Source organism: Halorubrum depositum (genome assembly GCF_007671725.1).
GTDB lineage: Archaea > Halobacteriota > Halobacteria > Halobacteriales > Haloferacaceae > Halorubrum > Halorubrum depositum.
This window is the reverse complement of record NZ_VCNM01000001.1, coordinates 1-23,979: the sequence shown is the minus strand read 5'-3', so window position 1 is coordinate 23,979 and position 23,979 is coordinate 1. Positions and strand designations below refer to the sequence as shown.

Annotated in this window: 22 protein-coding genes and 1 rRNA gene; 12 read left to right on the top strand and 11 right to left on the bottom strand. The window is 68.9% G+C overall.

All coding sequences use genetic code 11. The annotated features are described in order from the left end of the window. The first annotated feature begins 118 nt into the window (after window positions 1-118). The 6 genes from FGM06_RS00115 to FGM06_RS00090 all read left to right on the top strand — a co-directional run bounded on the left by FGM06_RS00115 (window position 119) and on the right by FGM06_RS00090 (window position 3,572). Window positions 119-1,117: a phosphate signaling complex PhoU family protein gene (locus tag FGM06_RS00115; protein ID WP_144796276.1), complete on the top strand. Its 999-nt coding sequence runs from the start codon at window positions 119-121 to the stop codon at window positions 1,115-1,117. 40 nt (window positions 1,118-1,157) lie between these two features. Continuing rightward, window positions 1,158-1,541, top strand: a complete 384-nt coding sequence (locus FGM06_RS00110) for a hypothetical protein (protein WP_144796274.1) — start codon at window positions 1,158-1,160, stop codon at window positions 1,539-1,541. 119 nt (window positions 1,542-1,660) lie between these two features. Continuing rightward, window positions 1,661-1,942 (top strand): ubiquitin-like small modifier protein 1, encoded by a 282-nt coding sequence (locus FGM06_RS00105; protein ID WP_144796272.1) that lies wholly within the window; start codon window positions 1,661-1,663, stop codon window positions 1,940-1,942. After that, on the top strand, window positions 1,939-2,319 hold the full coding sequence (locus tag FGM06_RS00100; protein WP_144796270.1) for a hypothetical protein: 381 nt from the start codon (window positions 1,939-1,941) through the stop codon (window positions 2,317-2,319). Before FGM06_RS00105 ends, FGM06_RS00100 begins: the two co-directional genes overlap by 4 nt. Beyond that, window positions 2,319-2,756, top strand: coding sequence for a hypothetical protein (locus tag FGM06_RS00095; RefSeq protein ID WP_241662502.1), 438 nt, complete (start codon window positions 2,319-2,321; stop codon window positions 2,754-2,756). Before FGM06_RS00100 ends, FGM06_RS00095 begins: the two co-directional genes overlap by 1 nt. A gap of 96 nt (window positions 2,757-2,852) precedes the next feature. After that, the gene (locus tag FGM06_RS00090) at window positions 2,853-3,572 is read left to right on the top strand and encodes a fumarylacetoacetate hydrolase family protein (protein ID WP_144796268.1); all 720 of its coding nucleotides are present in this window, start codon (window positions 2,853-2,855) and stop codon (window positions 3,570-3,572) included. 462 nt (window positions 3,573-4,034) lie between these two features. On the opposite strand, the gene FGM06_RS00085 is transcribed toward FGM06_RS00090, so the two are convergent. From FGM06_RS00085 to FGM06_RS00075, 3 genes are all read right to left on the bottom strand, one after another. Further along, complete coding sequence (locus tag FGM06_RS00085; protein WP_144796266.1) at window positions 4,035-5,255, bottom strand: DUF418 domain-containing protein; 1,221 nt, start codon at window positions 5,253-5,255, stop codon at window positions 4,035-4,037. A gap of 92 nt (window positions 5,256-5,347) precedes the next feature. Beyond that, window positions 5,348-6,418, bottom strand: a complete 1,071-nt coding sequence (locus FGM06_RS00080) for a Gfo/Idh/MocA family protein (protein ID WP_144796264.1) — start codon at window positions 6,416-6,418, stop codon at window positions 5,348-5,350. 122 nt (window positions 6,419-6,540) lie between these two features. After that, a complete protein-coding gene (locus FGM06_RS00075) occupies window positions 6,541-8,268 on the bottom strand; it encodes a thiamine pyrophosphate-binding protein (protein ID WP_144796262.1) in 1,728 nt (575 codons plus the stop codon). Between the two features lie 121 nt (window positions 8,269-8,389). Here FGM06_RS00075 and FGM06_RS00070 point away from each other — a divergent pair, with 121 nt between their 5' ends. Next, a complete protein-coding gene (locus FGM06_RS00070) occupies window positions 8,390-9,154 on the top strand; it encodes a sugar phosphate isomerase/epimerase family protein (RefSeq protein WP_144796260.1) in 765 nt (254 codons plus the stop codon). Window positions 9,155-9,201: 47 nt separating this feature from the next. Here FGM06_RS00070 and FGM06_RS00065 read toward each other — a convergent pair whose 3' ends face one another. The 5 genes from FGM06_RS00065 to FGM06_RS00045 form a co-directional block, all read right to left on the bottom strand. Then, the gene (locus FGM06_RS00065; RefSeq protein ID WP_144796258.1) at window positions 9,202-11,124 is read right to left on the bottom strand and encodes a DEAD/DEAH box helicase family protein; all 1,923 of its coding nucleotides are present in this window, start codon (window positions 11,122-11,124) and stop codon (window positions 9,202-9,204) included. A 69-nt stretch (window positions 11,125-11,193) separates the two neighbouring features. Further along, entirely contained in the window at window positions 11,194-11,913 is a 720-nt protein-coding gene (locus FGM06_RS00060; protein ID WP_186310932.1) for a hypothetical protein, read from the bottom strand. 98 nt (window positions 11,914-12,011) lie between these two features. Next, complete coding sequence (locus tag FGM06_RS00055) at window positions 12,012-12,980, bottom strand: aldo/keto reductase (RefSeq protein WP_144796257.1); 969 nt, start codon at window positions 12,978-12,980, stop codon at window positions 12,012-12,014. Between the two features lie 79 nt (window positions 12,981-13,059). Next, window positions 13,060-14,112 carry an HTH-type sugar sensing transcriptional regulator TrmB gene (gene trmB, locus FGM06_RS00050; RefSeq protein ID WP_144796256.1) on the bottom strand — a complete coding sequence of 351 codons (1,053 nt, stop codon included), beginning with the start codon at window positions 14,110-14,112 and terminating at the stop codon, window positions 13,060-13,062. 104 nt (window positions 14,113-14,216) lie between these two features. Further along, window positions 14,217-14,957 (bottom strand): proteasome assembly chaperone family protein, encoded by a 741-nt coding sequence (locus FGM06_RS00045; protein WP_144796255.1) that lies wholly within the window; start codon window positions 14,955-14,957, stop codon window positions 14,217-14,219. A 129-nt stretch (window positions 14,958-15,086) separates the two neighbouring features. Here FGM06_RS00045 and FGM06_RS00040 point away from each other — a divergent pair, with 129 nt between their 5' ends. After that, on the top strand, window positions 15,087-16,286 hold the full coding sequence (locus FGM06_RS00040; RefSeq protein WP_394348603.1) for a mechanosensitive ion channel family protein: 1,200 nt from the start codon (window positions 15,087-15,089) through the stop codon (window positions 16,284-16,286). A 67-nt stretch (window positions 16,287-16,353) separates the two neighbouring features. Further along, a complete protein-coding gene (locus tag FGM06_RS00035) occupies window positions 16,354-17,982 on the top strand; it encodes an MATE family efflux transporter (RefSeq protein ID WP_144796254.1) in 1,629 nt (542 codons plus the stop codon). A gap of 72 nt (window positions 17,983-18,054) precedes the next feature. On the opposite strand, the gene FGM06_RS00030 is transcribed toward FGM06_RS00035, so the two are convergent. Beyond that, complete coding sequence (locus tag FGM06_RS00030) at window positions 18,055-18,282, bottom strand: DUF7385 family protein (RefSeq protein ID WP_144796253.1); 228 nt, start codon at window positions 18,280-18,282, stop codon at window positions 18,055-18,057. A 136-nt stretch (window positions 18,283-18,418) separates the two neighbouring features. Beyond that, a complete protein-coding gene (locus tag FGM06_RS00025; protein ID WP_144796252.1) occupies window positions 18,419-19,261 on the bottom strand; it encodes a DUF7117 family protein in 843 nt (280 codons plus the stop codon). A gap of 109 nt (window positions 19,262-19,370) precedes the next feature. Here FGM06_RS00025 and FGM06_RS00020 point away from each other — a divergent pair, with 109 nt between their 5' ends. Continuing rightward, window positions 19,371-20,519: a DUF7544 domain-containing protein gene (locus FGM06_RS00020; protein WP_144796251.1), complete on the top strand. Its 1,149-nt coding sequence runs from the start codon at window positions 19,371-19,373 to the stop codon at window positions 20,517-20,519. A 591-nt stretch (window positions 20,520-21,110) separates the two neighbouring features. Next, window positions 21,111-22,313, top strand: coding sequence for a Cdc6/Cdc18 family protein (locus FGM06_RS00015; RefSeq protein WP_144796250.1), 1,203 nt, complete (start codon window positions 21,111-21,113; stop codon window positions 22,311-22,313). A gap of 107 nt (window positions 22,314-22,420) precedes the next feature. Here the strand turns inward: FGM06_RS00015 and FGM06_RS00010 are convergent, their stop codons facing one another. Then, window positions 22,421-22,981, bottom strand: a complete 561-nt coding sequence (locus FGM06_RS00010) for a TATA-box-binding protein (RefSeq protein WP_015910251.1) — start codon at window positions 22,979-22,981, stop codon at window positions 22,421-22,423. Between the two features lie 931 nt (window positions 22,982-23,912). Between FGM06_RS00010 and FGM06_RS00005 the strand changes: the two genes are divergently transcribed. Next, window positions 23,913-23,979, top strand: a 16S ribosomal RNA gene (locus FGM06_RS00005); the annotation flags it as partial.

Genomic DNA, 23,979 nt, shown 5'->3' with positions numbered 1-23,979 from the left:
CCATAGCCGTTACTCGGTAGTAGAGACGTGCGAAAACCGTTTGAAACGGTCTACTGGCAACGGGACGATAGTATATATTTTGAATAAACTTAAGGGAGCGCGTGTGCGATAGTGGAGCATGGAAACGAGGAAGGTGCAGGTCACCGGCGGCTCGACGTACACGGTCTCGATCCCGAAGACGTGGGCGACCGAGAACGACGTGGAGGCCGGCACCGAGATCGAGTTCTTCCCGGACGGCGACTCGCTGTTCCTCACGCCGCGGTCGGAGGAGGAGCGGACCCGCGGCACCCTCGACGTCACCGACCTCACGGGACAGGCGCTCACCCGCGCGGTGACGACGATGTACGTCAGCGGGTTCGACGTGATCGAACTGGAGGGCGCCGAGATCACCACGGAGCAGCGCTCCGCGATCCGCGAGGCCGTCCAGGGCCTCGTCGGGCTGGAGGTGTTAGAGGAGACCCGCGACCGGGTCGTCATCCAGGACCTGCTCGACTCCTCCGAGCTGTCGATCCACAACGCCGTCACCCGGATGCGGCTGATCTCGCTGTCGATGCTGGAGGACGCCATCGCCGCCCTCTCCGAGCTCGACCACGACCTCGCCCGCGACGTGATCGGTCGCGACGACGACCTCGACCGGCTGTGGCTCGTCGTCTCCCGGATCTTCCGGGCGACGCTGCGCACGCCGAAGGCGGCCGAGGAGCTCGGGCTCCCGCGCGAGGAGTGTTTCGACTACCACTCCAGCGCCCGCCAGCTGGAGCGGATCGGCGACCACGCGACGAAGATCGGCCACCTGACGCTCAGCATCGACGAGCCCCTCCCAGACGAGGTCGTCGAGGCGGTCAGCGACCTCCACGGCGACGCGGTCGAGGTGATCGACACCGCGATGGACGCGCTGTTCGCCGACGATAGCGACGAGGCGACGCGGCTGGCGAACGACGCCCGAACCGGCGTCAGGGCGATCGACGAGCGGGTCCGCGCGATCGACGAGCTCCTCCGCGACCTGGACCCCGCGCGCGCTCAGCTGCTCGGCCTCGTGGTCGACTCCGTGCTCCGGTCGGCCGACTACGGCGGCAACATCGCGGAGACGGCCCTCCAGAAGGCCGCGCCGACGCCGTGAGTCGGGTGGGTTTTTGACCGTCCCGTCCGGAGTCCCGGACATGCCAGAGATAGAGCTCGGCGTGCCCCGAGGGGTCGTCGAGTCGCTCCCCGAGGAGGACGGCACCGCCGAACAGGACATGCGGCGCGCCATCGCCGGCATTCAGTCGCGGATCAACGAGGAGATCGAGGACGCCGAGCCCGCGGAGGCGGCCGAGGTCGTCGCCGACGCGGTCGAGCGCATGGAGGAACAGGCGAGCACGTACCACGAGTTCGTCCCCGAACTGCGGGCGTGGGGGCAGTCGCCGATCTACGCCATCGCGTGGCGCAACCTCTACGTGGAGCTGATCGGTCAGCTGTACGAACACGAGTGGCTCGGCGACGAGCTGGGCCGCGAGCGCAACTTCCGGCTCGTCGAGGACGGGATCCGGCTCTCGGATCTGTAGGCGAACCGCCGTTTTTCGCCGCGAGAGACCCGCCGTTTTTCGTTGTGGTCGATCCGGTCGGCCCCGCATCGATCCCCGCAGCCGCCCGTTTTTAAGCCGTGGGGCCTTGATACACCGGTATGGAACTGGAACTGCGGTTCTTCGCGACGTTTCGTGAGGCCGCCGGCGGGAAGATCGTCGAGGCGGAGTTCGCGGACGGCTCGAGCGTCGGGGACGTGTTGCGGGAGCTGGAGGGCGAGTACGAGGGGATGAGCGGTCGCCTGATCGTCGACGGCGGCCTCGCCCCGCAGATCAACGTGCTGAAGAACGGTCGCGAGGTGCTCCACCTCGAGGGATTGGAGACGAGCTTGGAGGACGGCGACCGCCTCTCGGTGTTCCCGCCGGTCGCGGGTGGCGCATGACCGCGGACGGCGAGACGAGAGCCGACGGCGACGCGGGAGAGGGAAGCGACACGGGCGACGACGGCCACCCCGGCGACGGCCTCCCGACCGCGGAGGAGGGATGGGAGCGCGAGACGGTCGCGTACCGCGGTATCTCGCGGCGGCTCGCGGCCCACTACCTCGTCAACCTCGGCGGGGAGCTCGTCGGCACGGACGACCCGGCGGAGGCGACTCGCGTCGACGGCGACGGGTGGCGCGTCGCGCTCAGCGCCGAGAAGGTGACGGCCGCGGCCGCGATCGAGCTCACAGAGGTGACCGCCGAGTTCGTCGGCGATCCGGAAGTGCTGGCGGAGCTCCTCCCGAAGTACAGGCAGAAGGCGATGCGGGCCGGCGGCTGATGGCCGGCGACGAGGAGTCGTCGGGCGCGGAGACGCCGGGTGCGGAGTCGGCGTCGCCGGACGGCGACTACCCGATCGACGGCCCCGCCCTCGTGAAGACGGCGGCGCTCGCCAGCGTCCCCGCCGAGCGGCTCCCCGCCCTCCTCGCCCGCGTGCAGGCGGACCTCGGCCCGCGGATCGACGACTACCGCCGGCGGTACGAGCGCATCGCCGCCGAGCCGGACCGCGAGACGTTCCTCGTCGAGCCCGATCACTGGGAGGACGTGGGGGAGCGGCTGGGACTCACTGACCGCGAGCGCGACGCCGTCGCACGCGCCCACGAGACGGCGGTCGAGCGCGCGGGGTCGGGACGGACGCGGCGCGAGGAGTACGAGACCGCGCTGGAGATCCGGTCGGGGGTCGTGATCGGGACAGCGGGCGAGCGCGACGACGACTGATCGCGGCTGAGCGGGACTACCATTGACTGCGACGAAGCGCGACGACGACCGACCGGGACCGACGCCTTTTCGACGCCCCCGCGTGGACGTGCCGCCATGCGACTCGCACGCCTGCTCACGCCGGACGGACCGGTCTCCGGACGCTACGAGGACGGGACGATCGTCGCCGACGACGGCCGCTACGAGGTCGGCCGCGACGGGCGGCTCCTCCCGCCGTGCGACCCGAGCGCGCTCTACTGCGTCGGGCGGAACTACGTCGAGACGCTCGACCAGATGGAGTACGAGCGGCCGGAGGAACCCGACTTCTTCATCAAGCCGCCGGCGAGCCTGCTCGCGCACGGCGAGTCGATCGCGTACCCCGAGTGGACCGACGAGCTGACGTACGCCGGCGAGCTGGTCGCCGTCATCGACGAGCGCTGTCGGGACCTCGACCCCGAGGAGGTCCCCGACGTCGTCCGCGGCTACACGGTCATGAACGACGTCGACGCGCTCGATCAGCAGGGCCGGACCGCGCGTAAGGCGTTCGACGGCTCCGCGCCCCTCGGCCCGTGGATCGAGACCGACGTCGACCCGACGAACCTCGACATCTCGACGACGGTCGGCGGGGAACAGCGCCAGGACGCGAACACCGAGCTGATGCTGTTCGGCCCCCACGAGATCGTCTCGTACCTCTCCGAGCGGTTCACGTTCGAGCCCGGCGACTGCGTCGCCTTCGGCAGCCCGGCGAACCCGGGGCTCGTCGAGCCCGGCGAGCGCGTCGAGATCACCTACGAGGGCGTCGGGACGCTGTCGAATCGGGTCGTCGACGAGGCGTAAGCGGGGACATTTTAAAATCGAGTGTGCGGTGGCGCGTGCCTGTGAGGCCGCCTCGCGGCCGAGGAGCACGCGCGCGGGAGCCCGCGGCCGCCACCGGCGGCCGCGGCGAGGCTGGGGAGGCGTGAGGTGCGGTTGCGGAGCGGTGCGGGGCGGGACTCAAAGGGGCAGCCGCGAGGGCGACGCATGACGACGCAAGGACCGCAGGGAGCGAGTGAAACGAGCGACCGAGGACCGTGGTTCGAGAGAGCTCCGCTCTCTCGTCATCACGAGACGCCTTTGGCGTCTCGAACGACAGCGAGTCACGCGAGCCCTCGCGGCTGGGGCTTTGGAGGTGTTCGCTGGCGATCTCTCGGTAACTATTTATAAGCGAGCGGTCGGGGCTTTGGCGGTGCTCACCGTGTCGCAGGCAGTAACAGAACGAACTGCAGGTAAATCGACGAAGAGACGCTCCTCATAGCTCGATCACTCCGGGTTTCGCATCGGCTGTCGTTCGCCGTACGTCAGCGTCCGCCAGACCCACTCGACGGGGCCGAACCGATAGTACTTGAGCCACACCACGGACAACACGACCTGGACGACCCAGATCGCGAGGACGATCCCGTACTGCTCGACGCGGGTCACGGAGCCGAACAGGCCGAGTCCGTGACCGTAGAAGATCGAGGTCGCGAGCACGGTCTGGAGGAGGTAGTTCGTGAACGCGGTCCGGCCGACCGCGGCGAAGGTCCTCGTCATCGGACCCTCGGGGCGCCGCTTCGCGTACAGCATGACGAGCCCGAGGTAGCCGCCGGCGACGAGGAGGCTCCCCCAGTAGTTGAACTGTCGCCAGTACAGCGCCGCGCCCGCGCTCCAGTCGTTCGCCTCGATGTAGGCGACGCCGGCGACGACGATCGCGACGCCGACGACCCCGCCGCCGACGAGCCGTTTATAAAATCTCGCCGAGCGCTCCCCGGTCAGCGCGCCCCAGCGGTACAGCGCCATCCCGAGCAGCATCACGCCGCCGACGCGCCAGAAGCTGGACCCGATGAACCCGGTCGTCTGTCGCTCGAAGGAGGACTGAACACGGTGGTCCATCTGTTCGAGCCAGCCGCCTCGGTAGGTCGCCACCTCCTGGCGCAGCGCGGCTTCGCTCGGCGCCCACTGCGCCGCGATCGCGTCGCCGCCGATGCTGACCGCGGCAAACAGCTCCGTGGCGGGAACGAACAGCAGGAAGAGCCCGCCGAGCGCCGCGAGCCGTTTCGCCTCCATGTCGCGGACCGTGATGAGGAACAGGCCGGTGAAGCCGTAGGCGACGAGGATGTCGCCGTACCACAGCAGGTACGCGTGCACGAGTCCGATCGCGATGAGCACCGCGGTCCGCCGGTAGTGGAGCCGGACCGCGTCCTGGCCCTTCTCCTCTTTGCTCTCGACGAACAGCAGGACTCCGGCGCCGAACAGCGCCGAGAACAGGGTGATGAGCTTCGACTGCGCGAACACGTGGCCGGCGAACCACGCCCAGTAGTTCGCGCCGGTGAAGTCGCCGTAGACGGCGGCGTCGGCGTAGACGGTGGGGTTCAGCAGCGACGCCTCGGGCATCGCGAACACCCAGACGTTGATGACGAGGATGCCGAGGAGGGCGAATCCTCTAAGCGCGTCGAGGCTGACGATGCGTTCGGAGGGAGGGGTCGGGCCGGCGTCGCGTGTCACGGATTGGTTCCGAGGAGGGACCGGAGGACCGAATAGGTTCGGATAGCGGGAGCGGTCGGCGCGGCGACCCGGCAGCCCGTCCGACCGCCCGCTCAGTCCAGGCGGACGGCCTCGCCGCGCTCCGAGGATCGGTAGATCGCGTCGATGACGCGCTGGACGGAGAGCGCCTCGTCGACCGTGTTGATCGCGGGCGCCTCGCCCGCGGCGACCGCCTCGAGGAACGTCGCCTGCTCGGCGGCGTGGCTGTCGCCCTCACGGGTCTCGACCTCGGCGTCGGAGAAGTGGTGCTGGTCGCCGTCGAAGCTCCGCGCCTCGTGGATCGCGAGCTCGTCGCTGCCGCGGTCGAACGTCGCGCCCGCCTCCGTCCCCCGGATCACGAACTCGTCGTTCGTCGGTCGGTTCGTCGCCCACGCGACCTCCAGCGATACCGTGTTGCCGTCGGCGTCGCGGATGAACGCCGACGCCGAGTCCTCGACGTCGAACCCGTCGGCGCCGTTGTCGTCGCCCCACATGTGGACGAACGCGTAGTCGTCGCGGTTCCCGAACTCGGTGCGCGTCTCGCCCGACACCTCGACGACCTCCGGGTGGTCGAGGAAGTACAGCGCCAGGTCGATGGCGTGGACGCCGATGTCGATGAGCGCCCCGCCGCCGGCGACGTCGCCCGACGTGAACCACGAGCCGCGGCCGGGGACCCCGCGGCGGCGGACGTAGTTCGCCTCGACGTGGGTCGTCTCGCCGAACCGTCCCTCGTCCTGATACCCCTTGATCACCTGCACCGGCTCCGCGAACCGGTTGTTGAACCCGACCATGCAGAACCCCTCGGCGTCGCGGGCGGCCGCCGCGATGCGCTCCGCGCTCTCGACCGTGTGCGCGAGCGGCTTCTCTAAGAGCACGTCGAGTCCGGCCTCCAGCGCCGACACCGCGTACTCCTCGTGGAACCGGTTCGGCGTCGTGATCAGGACCGCGTCGCACTCCTCGTAGAGGGCCGCCTCGTCCTCGTACGCGTGGACGCCGAACTCCTCGTGGAACCGACGCCGGGCGTCGGCGTCGATGTCCATGCCGCCGACGAGGTTCGCGTCGCGCTCGGTCAGCTTCGTCGCGTGGTGGTGTCCGATCCCGCCGAGTCCGACGATGCCGACGGCGACGTCGTTCGCGTGAGTCATAGGCGCGATTCACAACGAAAGTTGTTAAGGTTCACGTTCCGGGTTACGCAGACGATACCGACGCGAGACGCCGACGCACCGGCGATTTCTCTCACCCGTTCCGCGTCGTCCCGTCTCTTCGCTCACAGGTCCCGCGTCATCCACTCGCTCGCCTGCGGCTCCGCGGGGTCCGTGACGACCTCGACGAGCGCGGGGCCGTCGCGTCGCCGGGCCGCGTCGACCGCGTCCCCGACCGCGTCTCGGTCGGTCACGCGCTCCGCGGGGACGCCCATCCCGGACGCGACGCTCACGAGATCGAGGCCGGCGTCTTCCCACCCGTAGGCGCCCTCGGGGAAGCCGTACGAGCGCGACGCCTCCTCGCTGATGATCGCGTAGTCGTCGTTGTTGAGCGCGACGACCGTCACGTCGACGTCTTCGGCGGCGAGCGTGTGCAGTTCGTGCACGCACATCATGAGCCCGCCGTCACCGGTGAGCGCGACGACGTCGCGGTCGGGATTCGCGAGCTTCGCGCCGATCGCCGACGGGAGGCCCGTCCCCATCGTCGCCCACGAGCCGGGGTTGACGTACGAGCGGGGGCCCGCCGCCGGGAAGGAGACGAGCGTCCAGAGCCGGAAGCCGCCCGCGTCCGCCGTGACGACCGTCTCCTCGGGGAGCGCTTCGCGGACCTCCCGCAGGACTTCGACCGAGCGGAGCGGCCCGTCGGGGGCGCGGTCGTCGTCGAGCGCCGCGAACCGCTCCTCGTCGGCCGACCTGACCGCTCGGGCGCGCTCGGCGCCGTCCTCAGCCGCCGGTGTCGACGGATCGGCTCCCTCGTCCCCGGCGAAGCGGTCCCCGAGCGCCCGGAGGAACGCGTCCGCGTCGGCGACGACCCCGAGGTCGGTCTCGTAGCCGAACCCGACGTCGTTGCCGTCGAGGGTGACGTGGACGAGCCGGTCCGGCATCCGGACCGACCACGAGGCGGTCGCGACCGCGTCGAGGTCGGAGCCGACGACGAGCCCGACGTCGCCGTCGGCGAGTAGGTCGCGGAGTGCCGCGCTCGACCCGCCGCAGAGGACGCCGGCGGAGAGCGGGTGGTCCTCCGGCAGCGTCCCCTTCCCCTTATACGTGGTCACCACGGGCGCGTCGAGCGACTCCGCGACCGATCGGAGCGCGTCGCTCGCGCCGGCGCGCCGCACGCCGCCGCCCGCGAGGACCACGGGCGCGTCGGCCGCCGCGAGCAGTTCCGCGGCGCGGTCGACGGCCTCGGCGGGCGGGGCCGGCGGCGCGCTCGGTGACTGGTCCCCGATCGCGGGCTGGGGCGTCCGGCTCGCGAGGACGTCCTTCGGGATTCCCACGCGGACGGGCCCCTGCGGGTGCTCGCGGGCGACGCGGATCGCGTCGGCAACGGCGGGGACCGCGCCCGCGGGGGAGTCGACGAGGACGTTCTCCTTGACCACCGTGTCGTACGTCTCGGGCGGCGTCTCGTGGATCCCGTCACCGCCGCGCACCTCGCGCTCGGTCTCGACGGCGAGGTGGAGGAGGGGGACGCAGTCGTTCAGGGCGTTCTTCAGCCCGTTCATCGCGTTCATGTCGCCCGGGCCGGGGACGACGACCGACGCCGCCATCGCGCCCGGCTCGCTCGTCTCGGCGTACCCCCATGCCTGGTGGGTGACGGCCGTCTCGTGGCGCGCGACGACGAACCGCGCGTCGCGGTCGGCGAGCGCCCGGTTGAGCGGGAGCGTCTGCTTCCCGGGGATCCCGAAGGCGACGTCGACCCCGCGGTCGAGCATCTGGTCGACGACCGCTTCGGCGACGATCGGGGCGTCGGCGGCGCCCGGATCCGTACCGCCCGGGGAGTCGGGAGTGTCCATACCGCGCAGTCGACTGAGCGGGTGTTGAAAGCTTCGGCGGGGCCGGGGACGCCGGCCGATCGGTATCGTCGCGGCCGCGAGGCATCCGAACCGATACGTCGCTCGGCGAGAGACGGCTGATATGGTCGACATCGCGGTCCAGCTGTACACGCTGCGCTCGCTCGACGCGCCGCTCCCGGACCTGCTCGACCGCGTGGGCGAGGTCGGCTACGACGGGGTGGAGTTCGCCTACCGGGTGCGCGAGTCGCCGACCGAGGAGGTGCTCGCGGCGCTCGACCGGAACGGTCTGGACGCGGCGTCCGCGCACGTCCCGATCGAGGCGCTGGAAGCCACTCCGGCCGAGGCGTTGGAAGACGAGTTCGACGAGACCGTCGACCGCTACGACCGACTCGGCGTCGACACGCTCGTCGTCCCGTGGTTCGACCCGGAGCAGTTCGAGAGCGCGGCCGCGGTCGACGCGGTCGCGACGCGGCTCGACGACCTCGCGGCGGCCCTCGGCGCCGAGGGCGTCCGGCTCGCGTACCACAACCACGACCAGGAGTTCGCGACCGTCGACGGAGCGCCCGCGTTTGAGCGGCTGATCGATCGGACCGACGATCGGGTCGGCTTCGAGGTCGACGCCGGCTGGGCGCTGGCCGGCGGCGCGGACCCCGCCGCGTTGATCAACCGCCACGCCGACCGGATCACGCGCGTCCACGCCGCGGACGTCGACGTCGATCGCGGCGAATCGGTCGCGCTCGGCGAGGGCGACGTGGACCTCGACGCGGTCGTCGCGAGCGCTCGGCGAGCGGACGCGGAGTGGCTCGTCTACGAGCACGACGAGCCCGCGGACCCGATCGCGTCGATTGAACGAGGTGCGAGGGTGCTCCGCGACGCGCTGGAGTGATTCGGCGTACGGTTCTCCTCCTCCGTCGCGACCGATTCCGCCGCGACCTACTCCGCGACGTTCGTCTCGCGCACCCGCACGCCCTTGCGCGCGAGGTGTCGCATCTGGCGCTGCGCGAACTCCTCCTCGCTGGACCCGCGCGTGGCGAGCACGTAGACGAGCGCGGAGCCGGCGGGACGCATCGTCCGACCGGCGCGCTGGGAGCCCTGCCGGCGAGAGCCGCCGAGCCCGCTGGCGACGATGGCGACCTCGGCGTTCGGGAGGTCGATCCCCTCGTCGCCGACGCGGGACACGACGAGGGTGTCGATGTCCTCGCCGTCCGAACCGGCTTGTTTCCGGTCTCCGCCCCCCTCCTCGCGGAACCGCCGGAACAGCTCCGTGCGCTCGCGGTGCGGGGTCTCGCCGCTGATGAACGGGACGTCGAGCGCATCGGCGATCGCCTCGCCCTGATCGAGGAACTCGATGAAGACGAGCGCCTTCTTGTCGCGGTGGGCCGCGAGCAGGTACCGGATCTCCTCGATCTTCGCGGGGTTCTCGGCGGCGAGCCGCCGTCGTTCGCGGCCGTCGGCGCTCGCGTATTCGTTCTGCGCCATCTCGTCGCGCCACGGGACGTACCGGATCTCGACTTCCGGCTCTTGGACGAACCCGGCCTCGAACAGCTCGTCCCAGTCGGCGCCGATGGGTTGGCCGATCAGCGTGTAGATCTCCTCCTCGCTGCCGGTCTCGCGGACCGGCGTGGCGGAGAGGCCGAGTCGGTGTTTGCTCTGAAGCTCTGCCGTGCGGCTATACACCGGGGCGGTAACGTGGTGACACTCGTCGAAGCAGATCAGCCCCCACTTCCGGGAGTCGAACAGGCTCCGGTGCCGGTCCATTCCGGCGATCTGGTAGGTCGCGATCGTGATCGGTCGGATCTCCTTTCGCCCGCCGTGGTACAGCCCGATGTCGTTCGGATCGACCGTTGAGTGTTCGAGCAGCTCCTCGCGCCACTGGCCGGCGAGCTCGCGCGAGGGGACCAGGATGAGGGTCTCGCCGCCGACGGCGGCGACGGTCGCGATGGCGGCGACGGTCTTCCCGGAGCCCGGCGGGCCGACGTAGACGCCGGAGCGGCGTTCGAGGAACGTCTCCACCCACGTCTCCTGATACGGGCGGAGGTCGGTGGTGAGCTCGACGTCGACCGGGTCGCCCACGTCGAGGTCGCGGTCGTCCTCGACCGGGTAGCCCGCGTCGTAGAGGGCGCGTTTGATCTCGGCGACGGCGCCCTCGTTCACCCACGCCTCAGTCTCGGAGATGGGCGCCCGGAGGTGGTCGTCGTCGAGGTGCTGGTCCGCGACGTTGCCCATCAGGCTCTCGGAGGCGGCCGCCAAGACGACGTAGTCGTCCTCGTGAGTGTACAAGCGGAAGCGGTGCGCGCGGCGCCACTGGTCGCGGATCCACTCCTCGAGGTGGTCGAACCGGCGCGGGAGCACCGACCGGAGGCTCGCGATAAGCGCGTCGGCGTCGTCAAACGGCGCGGCCCACACGTCCTCCTGGCGGATCCGGTAGAGGTACCCGCGGGTGCCGGGCTCCGTGCCGGTGGTGTCGACGAGGTGCGCGAACTGCGAGAGCCGCGCGCGGGTGTACTGCGTCGGGCGGTCGACGACGATCTCGCGGCGGTTCGGGAACGCGACGACGCGCTCGCGGCTCGCCAGCCGTCCCCAGTCGGTCGGGTAGAAGACGACCGGGTCGCTCTCGACGTCGAGCCGATCTACGTCGCCGCGGTCGACGAGCGCCGCCAGCGCGTCGCGGGCGGCCGACTGCGTCGTGCCGAGCCGGCGGGCGACCTCGCTGGCGGTCGCGATCGGGCGCTCCTCGGCTTCGAGCGCCTCGTGGAAGCGGTCGAGCGAGAGGTCTTCGTCCGGCGGGCCGTCGTCGGCCGGATCGTCGCTAGCCCCGGAGTCGTTTCCGGCGGCGTCGCCGGCGTCGTCGGTCATTGAGTCTGGTTCGACCGCGACGCTGAAATGGGTAGCGTCCGCGGGCCGCGGTCGGTTACGGGCCGGCGGCTACCGACCGGAGCGACCGTGACAGCCGCGGGAGGTTATCGCGTCCTTCGAGCGGAACCGGCAGCCGCAGTCGGCGCACCTGACGTACGGTTCGCCCGGTTCGGTCTTCAGGCGATGGTCGCCGACGACGAACGGCCGGGTCACGGTCCTCGGGCGGATCCGGTCCGGAATCGGCGTCGAGGCGGATTCGCTGAGCGCCGCCCGCACGGCGATGGTGTCGACGTCGACGGGATCCCACCGGCGGGCGTCGAGCGCGGCGTCGCGGTCGGCCACCTCGGTCCAGCCGGTGACGACGACGGGGGAGTTGGTCTCCGTGTCGCCGACGACGACGACGAACCGGATCCCGCCCTCGACGAGGGCGAACCGCCAGCCGTCCGTCCGGTTCCAGCGGAGCTGGCCGCGGCGGATCGCGTCGCTCACGGTGCGAGTCGACACGTAGCGCCCCGGCTGTTCGAGTCGCTCGCGGAAGTGATCGGTCAGCGCGTACAGCCCGGGGTCGCGGATCGGCGGGTCCTCCGCGGTTCGCGCGACCGCCGACCGCCGGTCCGGTGCGGGGTCGCGGCGCCGCGAGCCGCCCGTCTCGGGGTCGAACGGGAGGGAATCCGTCCTCGCCGTCCGCCGGCGAGACCCCGCCGGCGCGGTCGTGGACGCGGTCCGACGCTCCGTCGATCCGGGTCGGGACGACTCCGCGTCTCCCGGCCCGCCCTGTCGGGATGCCACTGACTCCTACTACAGAGCGATCTGTTAAGTGTGTTACGCTGACACAGGGGTGAGATCGGGGACGCCGTGGTGGGAAAATCGACCGCACCCGTCGAGACCTACTCGTGCCCGGAGATACGGACGGGCTCGTACGGTTCCTCCAGCCACTCGACGTCCGACTCCGAGAGGTCGACGTCGAGGGCCTCGACCGCGTCCTCCAGGTGTTCGACGCTTGACGTCCCGACGATGGGGGCGTCGACGACGTCCTTCCCGGCCACCCAGCGGAGCGCGATCTGGGCCATCTTCACGCCCTTCTCGTCGGCTAGCTGTTGAACGCGGCGATTGATCTCCTCGCCGCCGCCCTCGCGGTACGGGCGCCCGAGCGCGGTCTCGTGTTCCCCGCGAGTCGTGGCGTCGTCGCGCTCGTACGGGCGCGCGAGGTAGCCGGCGCCGACCGGGCTCCACGGGATCATACCGACGTTCTCTCTCTCGCACAGCGGGACCATCTCGCGCTCCTCCTCGCGGTACGCGAGGTTGTAGAGGTTCTGCATGGTGACGAACCGCTCGTACCCCTCGCGGTCGCTCGCGTGGAGCGCCTCGGCGAACTGGTGGGCCCACATCGAGGAGGCGCCGACGTATCGCACGTCGCCGCGGCGGACGGCGTCGTCGAGCGTCGCCAGCGTCTCCTCGATCGGCGTGTCGTAGTCCCAGCGGTGGATCTGGTAGAGGTCGATCGTGTCCATGCCGAGCCGGTCGAGACTGTGTTGGAGCTCCTGTTCGATCGCCTTCCGCGAGAGCCCGCTCGAGTTCGGGTTCGACTCGTCCATCTCGCCGTACACCTTGGTGGCGACGGTGAACCGGTCGCGGTCGTACTCGGCGAGCACGTCGCCGAGGATCGCCTCGCTCTCGCCGTTCGAGTAGACGTTCGCGGTGTCGAAGAACGTGATCCCGAGCTCGATCGCGCGCTCGACGAGCTCGCGTCCCTCATCCTCGTCGAGCATCCACTCGTGCTCGCTCCCGAAGCTCATGCAGCCGAGCGCGAGCTCGCTCACGGTCGTTCCGGTGTCGCCGAGCGTCGTGTACTCCATACCCGTCCGGGGGTCGCCCGAGTAATAAATCGGGGCGACTGCGCGGCGTCGGACGCTCGAGCGGAACCGGCCGGCCGCCCTACAGCGCCGGCGGCTCGTCGCGGCCGATGACGATCTCCTGCCCCTCGACGTCTTCAAGCGCGGCGACGCGGCCGCCGATCTCGACGCGCCCGGTGGTCGTTTCGACCACCAGCGAGGCGACCTCCTCGGACTCCTCGAACGCGAGGTCGACGACGCGGCCGCGGACGGTGACGGACTCGCCCGTCTCGATGTCGCGCCCCTCGACGGTGGCGTAGAACTCCTCGTCGCCGAACTCCTTGACGTCCTTGACAGCCCGGCGGATCGACGCGTAGCGGCGCGGGAACGGGCGCGCGCCCCCGTCGGTCGCGAGCGTCTCGGCCGTCGTCCACAGCACGGTGCCGAAGAAACCCGAGACGAGGAAGCCGAGCGCGGAACGGTTGAAGATGACGCCGTAGCGCTCGCGGTCGTCGCGGAGCGCATCCTGCGTGGCGTAGACGGAGTACTCCCCGTCGGCGACCGCGAGGATCGGCGTGGTGATCCCGCGTCGTGCCCGGGCGATCGTGGCGACCTCGAGGTAGTCGAACTCGTCCGGGTCCGGCGCCTTCGACGCGGGCGTGACGAGGAGCTCGACGCTGACGCCGGCGGCCACCTTCGCCGCGAGGTCGTCGCGGAAGCGACGCAGCAGGCCGGGGGTGAGCGAGAGCGCGAGCTCGTACTCCGCGCCCGCGATGACCTCCTCCAGGTACCGGAGGATCGTCGATCGCGACTTCACGAGCGAGACGGCCTCGGTCTCGCGGGTCGGCGCGGTGTACCGCGCCTCGAGCTCGTCGACCATCTCGGCGAACGACGACCGGAGGTCGCCGAACGCGTCGTCCGGGTCGACGGCGACGATCTTCATCGGCCGCGATTCGCGCAGTTCCACCAGCCCGCGGTCCGAGAGGCTCCGGACCGTGTCGTACACGCGCGGCTGCGGGATGTCGGTTCGATCGGCGATGTCGCTCGCGGTCAGTTCGCCGTGTTCCAACACCGCGAGGTAGGCGTCGATTTCGTACTCGCCGAGGTTGAATCTGTCCCCGACGTGGTCGAGCGTGTCGCGGAGGTCGTCGGTCATGTCCAGGCTGACACGCCCCTCGGATATAGGTTTTTACTATGAGCCGAGTTGCACGCGTTTTCAGAGTCGGATCCCTCGGCGCGATCCGCTGACCCGAGTCGCCCTCACATGTACATCCGGTCGTACCCTCCCTCCGGCTCGCGCTCTTCCATCCGTTCGGCGAGCCCCTCGTAGTGTCTGCGGATCTCCTCTGCGAACGACGCCAGCGGCTCGGAATCGACGCCGAGGTCGTAGGTGTCGTCGACCGTGTCCACGAGCCGCACCGCGGCCTCCACGTCCGGCGCCTGCGCGTGGACCGGCGTGATGAACACGCCGACGCCGAGCGGCGAGTCCATCCCCCGTTCGAGCAGCGAGGCGTTCGTCCCGTCCAGAAAGCCCGCCTCCATCGGCGGGACCGTCTCGTCCGCGAGCCGCGCCTCGCGGTAGTCGTCCGTCGCGACGTAGAAGGTCCGGTGGGCGTCCGGGCCGTGCGGGATCGGAACGCCGGCCAACACCGCAATCTCCGAGACGCCGGCGCCCTCCGTCCAGTCGAGGATCGCCGACGAGAGCAGCTTCCCGAGCGCGGGCGGAACGAACTGCTCGGCCACGAGCACGGTGACGTCGACGTCGTCCGCCGAGTACAGCCGGATCGGGTGGCGCGGCCGCCCCTTCGCGAACGGGGTGATCGACGGTAGCCCCTCGATCCGGACGTGTCCGGTCTCCTCGAGGTCGAGGTCGTCGACCAAGTAGTCCACGGCGGTCAGTCCGGCGAGGCCGTACGACGAGAAGCCGGCGACGAGAACGTCGCTCGGCGTGGAGTCGTGCGCGACACTGAAAGACGGGTTGGCGGGCGGGGTCTCGGACATGGTACCGGGTTCGCTCGGCGGGGTGATAGTGGTTACCCAGTTCGCGACCTCGAATTCCCGAACGCGGTCTTGACTCTGCCTCCCCTAACATCGTCCCGACTCCGCCCGGAGGGAGAAACCCTTTTTCCGGTGGGCGACGCCGGATTGGCTATGGCACAGTCCGCGGGCGCGGCATCGGTCTCGGGGACCGCCCTCGATCCGGCGCTTGGACGGGTCCTCGGCCCCGCGGTGGGACAGGTCCTCGATCCGGTGACGAACGCCGTCTCGCGGCTGGGGTCGCTTCCCGGCTCGCGACTGTTGGTAGTGATTCTGTCGGTCGCGCTGGGGGCGCTCCTCTCGAAGTTCCTCGTTCGGCTCATCGGCCGTCCGGTGGCTCGGCGGGTGTCGAGACAGAGCGTCGCACAGACGATCGTCCGGGGGGTCCGAGTCGGGACGGTCGTCATCGCGCTGCTGTTCGGGCTCAGGGCCGCCGGATTCCAGTTCACCGATCTGCTCGTCGGGACGGCGGTGTTCTCGGCCGTGATCGGCATCATTCTCGCCCCGCTCGTCGGGAACTTCATCAACGGCGTGTTCATCCTCGCGGACCAGCCGTTCGAGATCGGCGACATGATCGAGTTGGAGAACGGGACGACGGGGTTCGTCGAGGACATCACGATCCGGTACACGAAGATATTCACGCTCGATAACACTTTCCTCGTCGTTCCCAACGGGACGATGCGCGAGCGCGACGTGACCAACTTCTCGGCCGAGGACGAGCGAACGCGGCGGACTATCGACGTGCTCGTCACCTACGAGAGCGACATCTCCGAGGGTCGCCGGCTGATCGAGCGGGCGGCCCGCGACTGCGACGCGGTGATCAACGGCGGTCCCGACATTCGGGTCGGCGTCGCGCGCTACACCGCCAGCCCCGACTGTCGCCTCCACGAGTTCGGCGACGACGGCATCCTGCTCCGGCTCCGGTACTGGGTGAAGAAGCCGTACAAGCTCGCGAAGGTACAGTCGGACGTGAACACGCGCATCCGCGAGCGTCTCACCGACGCCGACGTCGAGATGGCGTACCCCCACCGCCACCTCGTCTTCGACGACACCTCCGGCGTCGCGCGGGTTGGAAGTCCGGAGGACGGACGCCCGCCGGGCGAGCGGGCGGGCGACAAGCCGGACGACGACGGCGCGCGGGACGGTCGGACGGCCGACGGCGACTCCCCGGCCGGTGGCTCCCGGGGCGACGATTCTCCGGCCGACGATCCCGAAGGCGATCGGGCGGGCGGTACGGGCCTCGTCGGCGACGCTCCGGAGAACGACCGCGCGACTGGGGGAGACGGGGTCTGAGACCGTCGTGCCACGCAGGCCGCCGGAATCGGAAGCCTGATTGACGGAGCCGTTCACTTATAAATCAGTGAGCGACGAGCCCTCCGAGGACCGACCGGATTCCCCGCCCGGGGTCGACGGAAACGGTTCTCACGACGACGATCTCCCCGATGACGACGGTTCCGGCGGCGACGACGGCGACGACGGCGACGAACGCGTTCCCGAGGAGTCGATCACCGAGGGAAGCCTGGTGCGGCCGCTGTTCAGCCTGGCGTGGCCCATCGTCGTCATCCAGTTGCTGCAGGTGATGTACAACGTCGTCGACACGCTCTATCTCGGTCGGCTGTCGGCGGAGGCCGTCGGGGCGATCAGCCTCGCGTTCCCGCTGATCTTCCTGCTCATCGCCGTCGCCGGCGGATTCACCACCGCGGGCGCCATCCTCGTGGCGCAGTACACGGGGGCCGACGGCGACCGGTCGGCGGGGCTGGTCGCGGGACAGACCATCTTCACGGTCTCCGTGCTGTCGGTGTTCATCGGGGTCGCGGGGTACTTTTACACGCGGCCGGCCCTGGAGCTCCTCCCGAGCGACCCCGCCACGGCGGCGACGGTCATCCCGCTGGCGGCCGACTACATGGAAGTCATCTTCGCCGGCATCCCGCTGATGTTCGGCTTCTTCGTCTTCTCCGCGCTGATGCGCGGCTACGGCGACACTCGGACGCCGATGGCGGTGATGCTCGTCTCCGTCGTCCTGAACGTGTTCCTCGACCCGTTCCTCATCTTCGGGTTCGCGGACAACCCGCTGTTCGAGTGGCTCGCGGGGGTCCCGATGATCGGCGCCGTCGACCCGGTCGCGCTGGAGGCCTCGCTGTTCGCGCTCACCGGATTCACGGGCTACGGGATCGAGGGTGCCGCGATAGCGACGATCTTCTCGCGAGGGGTCGCCACCGCGATCGGCATCTGGCTGCTGTTCGGCACCGAGTTGGGTCCGGCGGTTTCGGTGAGCCACCTCGCTCCGGACATCGGGTTCATCCGCGACATCTTCCGTCTCGGGCTCCCCTCCAGCGTCGAGCAGACGACCAGCGCGCTCGCGATGATCACCCTCACGGCGATGGTGGTCACGTTCTCGCCGCCGGTGGTGGCGGCGTACGGCCTCGGGAACCGGCTCATCTCGCTCGTCTTCCTCCCCGCGATGGGGCTCGGGCGCGCGATCGACACGATGGTGGGGCAGAACCTCGGCGCGGACCGGGCGGACCGCGCGGGGCGGTCGGTGAAGATCGCTGCCACGACCGGGGCGGGCGTGATGTTCCTCGTCGCCGTCGTCGCGGTGACGTTCACGGAACCGATCGTCGGGGTCTTCCTCGGCGACGTGCCGGACGCGCCCGCGACGGTGGGCTACGCGGTCGAGTACGTCCGGATCCGCTCGGTGGAGTTCGCCTTCATCGGCGTCTCGCAGGTGATCCTCGGGGCGTTCCGCGGCGCCGGCAACACGAAGACCGCGATGGTCATATCGATTCTCACCCTCTGGGTCGGTCGGGTCGCCAGCGTCGGCTACCTCGTCTTCGTGGCCGGGTGGGGCGAGACCGGGATCTGGGTCGGGATGGCGCTCGGGAACGTCCTCGGCGCGATCATCGGTGTCGCGTGGTTCGCCCGGGGGACCTGGACCGAGCGGTACATCGACGAGCCGGAACACGACGTCGATCCGGTCGCGAGCGACTGAGCGTCGGCATTCCGTCGCGCGAACGACTGAGCGTCGGGGTCCCGTCACACCGGATTTCGGCCGGACGGGCGGTCAGTGCCGGAACAGGTGGATCGCGTCGTCGTCGCGGAGGAGACAGAATCGAGCCCCGTCGTTCTCGGGGAACGTCGTTCCCGCCTCTCGCGTCGTGAACAGCCGATCGAACGGGTCGTCACAGACGGGGCACGGGACGTCCTTTCGGTTCTCCCAGAGTCCCGTCGAGCCGGTGTCTCTGAGCTGTTTCAGCGCGTGGCGGTGATCGTGGACGTCGAACCGCGACATGGTTGGGGGTCGGCGAGGCGGAGGTTGAATGTGCCCCCGCGAGTATCATGGGTGATTCCGACGTGTCCGACGTCGATCAGACGTTCCGTTCAGCACTCAGGCGTCCCGTTCGGCTCTCAGACGTCTCGTTCGTCCCTCAGACGTTCCGTTCGGCCAGTAGCGACCGAGCCCGTTCGATCGCGGTGTCCTCGCCGGTCCGGACGTACTCGCCGAGCGCGTCGGCGGCGTCGACGAGCGCGTCGGCGTCCGCCGCTGGAACGTCACCGTTGAGCGCCTCGACGCGCTTCGCTCGGTCGCGGAGGCGTCCCAGAAGTTCTCTGGCCGGAGCGATCCGTGACTGCGGGTCGCCGCCGGCGACCCTGACCGTTGGCGCGTCTGCCTCGGTGCCGGTTTCTGCCCCGGAGTCGGGTTCGTCGTCTGTCCCGGAGTCGGGTTCGTCGTCTGTCCCGGAGTCGAGTTCGTCGAGGAACGCGAGGAGATCGCTCCGGTACTCGTCGACCGCGCGCGCCGCCGCCATTCCGCGCGCCTCGCGGAGCCGCTCGGGGACGTTCTCCGTCGCGGGGCGGTCGCCGTCGTCGGCTCCGGCGAGCAGACCGAGGAGGTACTCGCGGTCGGCGTCGGCGGGATCGCGGAGCCGGTCGTAGCAGTCGACCGCCTCCAGGAGCTCTCGGGCCGCGAGGTACGTGGTGTCTAGCGGGAGCAGCTCTCCGCCGCGAACGAACCCGCGCTTGCGGACGTACTCGCGGAGGTCCGATTTGAGCTCGTCGACGCCCTCCGTGGGAAGCGTCCCGCTCGCGTCTCCGAACCGGGTGCGATGGGGGGTGAGGTCGAGCGACGCGGGCGCGTCGGTGTGGGCCGTGCGGTCGTCGACGCCGACGCTCCGGAGGCTCCCGCAGTCCGGGCACTCGACGCTTCCCGTCTCGTAGTACGACCACCGGACGCCGCATTCTCGGCACTCCCGTTCGCCGCGGACTTTCATACTCGTAGCCTCGCACCGTCCGGCGTAAAGGGCTGCGGTCGGACCAAGTGCGACGCCCCGACCCGCTTCTTCAACGTATTATATAAGCGATCCGTGAGAACCGCCGGACATGAGCTGGCACGCCATCGACGCCCTCGACGACGCGGTCGACGCCACGCGTCGGTTTCTGTTCCCGTTCAGCCTGGTTCGCTGGACGAAGCTCGCCCTCCTCGTGCTCCTGATGGGCGGCGGCGGCGCGAGCGCGAACGTCCCCGTTTCCGTCGTCTCCGACGCCGGCGTGACGTCGCCTCAGGAGATCGATTCGGTCTTCGGCGGCGTCGGTCCGGGCTCCGGTGGCGTCGGTCCGGGCGCCGGTGGAGTCGATCCCGGCGCCGTGACCCCTGAGGGGATCGTCGGGGCAGTCGATTCGGGGACGTTCGCGGTCGTCGCCGTCGGGATCGTCCTGCTGGTCGTCGCTCTCTCGATCGCCTCGCTGTCGCTGCGGCTGGTCTTCTACGACGCCCTCCGCACGAACGAGGTCCGGATCTGGCGGCCGTTCCTCGCGCGGCTCCGTCAGTCGCTCGGGCTGTTCCTGTTCACCGCGGTGCTCAGCGTCGCGGCGGCGGCGCCCGTTGCGCTCGCGGTTCTCGTCGCGGTCGCCGCGGACGCTCCGATCGGGTGGGAGCCGGTCGACGCGCTCGCCGGAACGTTCGGTTCGCTGTCGGTCGGTACGACGATCATTCTGGGGTTCCTCGGCGCGGTACTCGTCGCGGTCGCGGTCCTCGCGCTCCGCTTCACCTACGAGTTCGTCGTGCCGACGATGATCGTCGAGGAGACCGGTGTCCTCGGGGGGTGGAGTCGATTCTGGGACACTCCTCGCGCGGAGTGGACGGAACTACTGGTGTATCTCCTCGTCCACGTCGTCGTCTCGCTGGGACTCTCGGTCGTCGCGGGGGTCGCGGCCGCGTTCGCGTTCGCGCTCGTGGCTACGGTCGGCGGCCTCGTGCTCCTGCTCGTGGCCGCCGCGCTCGGCGGGCTCGGTGCGCTAGTCGGGACCACGGCCGGGATGGCGGCGCTCGCGATCACGGCGCTTGTGGGGGTTGTGACCGTACTCGTTCTCCTGTTGCCGGTACAGGTTCTCACGCGTTCGTACCGCATCGCCTACGAGGTCTCGACGCTCGGTGGGATCGATCCCGAACTCGCGCTCCTTCACAGAGATCTCGATCCGGGGGCTTCCGGATCGTCGCAGTCGGACGCCGCCGATCCCTCCGATCGCTGAGACTCTGCTCGTTGCAATCGACGGTCTGGGGGACCGGCGACCGTCGTGGCCGCTCGGTCTAGAGTGATTCCCGTCAAGGAGGAGAGTGACACACCGGGTTTCCGGTGAAACGGGGAGTGTGGCGGATGCGGTCGGGGGAGGGTTTCGGACGATCTCCCGATTCACTGACATCCGTCACAATCACTTCTATAAAGAATTATAAACTAGTTTTGAGTACAGTCCATTGCCAGCAATAGTGGAGAGATATCACCACAGAATGTGGAGAGACTTTCACCGGAAATAAAGTCGTCAGATCCGGCTCTTCGGGGTTGAAATCCGCGTTTCCGACGGCAAGAGGTTATAGGCGAACACCGTGTTTCCGGTGAATTCGAACGTCACGATGGCTCCGATCCTCGCTTCGCTCCTGTCTCCTCCTTCGCTCCCGTCTCCTACTTCGGTCCTCCATCCCACTCCCGCCGAACACCACCCAACCCGTCTATCCCATTTCACCGGAAACACGGTGTGTGTCTCAATCGCCCGGTGTCTCAATCGCCCGGCTTCGGCACACGCTCGAAACGGAATGCATTTCACCGGAAACCCGGTGTCGATCCCATGGACGCAGCGGACGACCTCTTCACTCGGGAGGACCCGATATTCGCGAACAAGGAACTCCTCGAGATCAGTCATCTCCCCGGGGAGGGCCGGATCGTCGGTCGAGACGACGAGATCGCCGACCTCGCGAACGCGGTCAACCCGGCCATCTTCGGCCAGAGCCCGAGCAACGTGCTTATCTACGGAAAGACGGGGACCGGGAAGTCGCTCTGCGCGAAGTACGTCTCGAAGCGGCTCGTCTCGACCGCCGGCGAGGAGGGCGTCAACGCCACCTTCGCGTACGTCGACTGCGCGCAGGACACGACCGAGACGCAGGCCGTACAGACGATCGCCGACGGGGTGAACGACCCCGACGCGACCGGGATCAACGTCCCCGACAAGGGACTGTCGACGTCGACCTACTACAAGCGGCTCTGGCGCATCCTCGACCAGCGATACGACGTCGTGCTCATCATCCTCGACGAGATCGACAAGCTCGACGACGACGCGATCCTGATGCAGCTCTCTCGGGCGGGCGAGGCCGGGAAGATCACCGACTGCAAGCTCGGCGTCGTCGGGATCAGCAACAAGATCCAGTACAAAGACCGGATGGACGAGCGCGTCAAGTCCAGCCTCTGTGAACGCGAGTTCGTCTTCCCGCCGTACGACGCGAACCAGCTCCGAGAGATCATGCAGGCGCGGGCGGACGCGTTCCACGACGACGTGCTTGACCCGTCCACTGTTCCGCGTGCCGCGGCTCTCGCGGCGCGGGAGCACGGGGACGCGCGGAAAGCGATCGACATCCTCAGATACGCCGGCGAGATCGCACAGGGGAACGACGAGCCCACCGTCCGCGAGGAGTTCGTCACGCAGGCGCGCCAGCGCGCCGAAACGGACCGTTTCCGCGAACTCATTCGCGGATCGACGCCGCACTCCCGGTACGTCCTCCAGGCGCTCGCGCTGCTGTCACTCTCGAACGGGCGACAGGACGGCTTCCGAACCAGTCACGTGTACAAGATCTACGAGAACATCTGCCGGCAGGAAGGCTCGGACAGCCTCTCTCTCCGACGCGTCCGCGACCTCCTCAAGGAACACGCGTTCCTCGACATCATCGAACAGTCGAAACACAGCGGCGGGAGCGCGGAGGGGAGCTACACGAAACACCAACTGCTCGAGGACCCGAGCGTCGTCAAGGAGGTGCTGACTGAGGACAGCGCGGCGTAGCCGCCGCGGTGCCGACGACCCACCGGTTTACCGGTCGTCGTCCGGGCGCGATCGAGCCCGGGCGTGATCGAGCCGATCCGATCTAGCCGATCCCATCGAGCGAGCAATTAGCCGAGGAGGCCGAGTCCCTCGATCCGCTCGACGATCTCCTCGACGGCCTCCTCGGCGTCGTCCGTCCGCTTCCCACCGGTGATGACGATCTTCCCGCTGCCGAACAACAGGATGACGACCTCCGGCTCGTCCATCCGATAGACGAGCCCGGGGAACTGCTCCGGCTCGTACTCGACGTCCTCCAAGCCGAGCCCGATCGCCAGCGCGTTGAGGTTGAGGTTGTGTCCGAGGTCGGCGCTCGACACGATGTTCTGGACCGTGATCTCCGGGTCCTCCTCGACTGGGATCTGGAGCCCGCGAAGCTTCTCGAAGATGATCCCGAGCGCCTCGTGCACGTCGTCGATGCTCTTCGCGCCCGTACAGACTATTTTCCCTGACCGGAAAATGAGCGCGGCCGCTTTCGGTTCCTGGGTCCGGTAGACGAGTCCGGGGAAGTTGTCCGGGTTGAAATCGGCGCCCGGGAGGTCCTCTGCGAGCGCTTCCAAGTCGAGCTCTTGGCCGATCCCGGTTGATGCAACGACGTTCTGGATCTCGATCGAATCAGCAGGGTTCGTCATCGTTCGCTTTTATATGCGTCCCCCTCCCTTATAAACGCCCGTGGTATAAACGACCGCTCGCTCGCGGCGTGTTCCTCACTACTTTCCTTTCGTTCGCTTGCGGGGCCCTGTCGTCTCGACCTATCTAGCGGTATCATCCGGCCAGCGATATCATATCTCGTCCCGCGTGCACGCGACCGAGAACGGCTACCGGACGAGTCGGAGCCGAGCGGCACCTCTCCGCCGAGGACGGGCGTCTCGTCCGGTTCCGCTCCATCCCTCCGCGATGTCGCGCTCGTCTTTCGGGGATCCGAACGACGCGGGTCGCGTCCGACGCGAAATCCGAACACCGGTTCGTCTTCGCGGGCGTGAGACGGTCCTCGTGATCCGTCCGCGATCTCCGGTCCATTCACTGACAGAAATCAGATATGTTCGAGCGGATCCGCCTTTTGCGGTCCGTCCGAACGCCCCCTGAATAATCTGTCCGAACGCTTTCAGTCCGCGATCCGTCGTGGCAACCGATCCCAATGAAACCGCATGACGTGGCGGCGATGGTTCGACGGGGTTAAGTACAAGCCGGGATTCGTGTTGAATGCGAAGGTCCCCCGGCGTGGGGGACGACGGTCGGCCGCTCCGCGGCCGGTCGAAGCGTTCCGACGTGCTTAAGTGTATAAGCCCGTTCGGTCAAGACGCGAAGAACGCATCGCGGATTCGGGCCGTTCAACTCGGCCCGGTTTCGCAGAGTCGGTTCGTCCGACTCACCGATATGAGGATTTCGCCCCCTGCGCTCCGGCGTAAGAGGAAATCTGATGTGAGCCGTGGTAGTTCGGTGTCATCCAGATCGCTGGCTGACCCGGACACCACATAGACCATGCAATGGTGTTTTGGCTCATCGCGAGTCAAAACCCGCCAACACCCCCTCCGAGCCGGGAACCAGGTTCGGAGGTTATACATTCCGGTTGATCCTGCCGGAGGCCATTGCTATTGGGATTCGATTTAGCCATGCTAGTCGCACGAGT

Excerpts from the sequence above, each read along its gene's own strand:
- trmB (WP_144796256.1), bottom strand. The coding sequence starts at position 14,112 with ATGACCGACGACCTCCGCGACACGCTCGACCACGTCGGGGACAGATTC.
- FGM06_RS00100 (WP_144796270.1), top strand. The coding sequence starts at position 1,939 with ATGACCGCGGACGGCGAGACGAGAGCCGACGGCGACGCGGGAGAGGGA.
- FGM06_RS00045 (WP_144796255.1), bottom strand. The coding sequence starts at position 14,957 with ATGTCCGAGACCCCGCCCGCCAACCCGTCTTTCAGTGTCGCGCACGAC.
- FGM06_RS00020 (WP_144796251.1), top strand. The coding sequence starts at position 19,371 with ATGAGCTGGCACGCCATCGACGCCCTCGACGACGCGGTCGACGCCACG.
- FGM06_RS00090 (WP_144796268.1), top strand. The coding sequence starts at position 2,853 with ATGCGACTCGCACGCCTGCTCACGCCGGACGGACCGGTCTCCGGACGC.
- FGM06_RS00025 (WP_144796252.1), bottom strand. The coding sequence starts at position 19,261 with ATGAAAGTCCGCGGCGAACGGGAGTGCCGAGAATGCGGCGTCCGGTGG.
- FGM06_RS00110 (WP_144796274.1), top strand. The coding sequence starts at position 1,158 with ATGCCAGAGATAGAGCTCGGCGTGCCCCGAGGGGTCGTCGAGTCGCTC.
- FGM06_RS00065 (WP_144796258.1), bottom strand. The coding sequence starts at position 11,124 with ATGACCGACGACGCCGGCGACGCCGCCGGAAACGACTCCGGGGCTAGC.
- FGM06_RS00095 (WP_241662502.1), top strand. The coding sequence starts at position 2,319 with ATGGCCGGCGACGAGGAGTCGTCGGGCGCGGAGACGCCGGGTGCGGAG.
- FGM06_RS00010 (WP_015910251.1), bottom strand. The coding sequence starts at position 22,981 with ATGACGAACCCTGCTGATTCGATCGAGATCCAGAACGTCGTTGCATCA.
- FGM06_RS00055 (WP_144796257.1), bottom strand. The coding sequence starts at position 12,980 with ATGGAGTACACGACGCTCGGCGACACCGGAACGACCGTGAGCGAGCTC.
- FGM06_RS00070 (WP_144796260.1), top strand. The coding sequence starts at position 8,390 with ATGGTCGACATCGCGGTCCAGCTGTACACGCTGCGCTCGCTCGACGCG.
- FGM06_RS00080 (WP_144796264.1), bottom strand. The coding sequence starts at position 6,418 with ATGACTCACGCGAACGACGTCGCCGTCGGCATCGTCGGACTCGGCGGG.
- FGM06_RS00075 (WP_144796262.1), bottom strand. The coding sequence starts at position 8,268 with ATGGACACTCCCGACTCCCCGGGCGGTACGGATCCGGGCGCCGCCGAC.
- FGM06_RS00105 (WP_144796272.1), top strand. The coding sequence starts at position 1,661 with ATGGAACTGGAACTGCGGTTCTTCGCGACGTTTCGTGAGGCCGCCGGC.
- FGM06_RS00030 (WP_144796253.1), bottom strand. The coding sequence starts at position 18,282 with ATGTCGCGGTTCGACGTCCACGATCACCGCCACGCGCTGAAACAGCTC.
- FGM06_RS00015 (WP_144796250.1), top strand. The coding sequence starts at position 21,111 with ATGGACGCAGCGGACGACCTCTTCACTCGGGAGGACCCGATATTCGCG.
- FGM06_RS00115 (WP_144796276.1), top strand. The coding sequence starts at position 119 with ATGGAAACGAGGAAGGTGCAGGTCACCGGCGGCTCGACGTACACGGTC.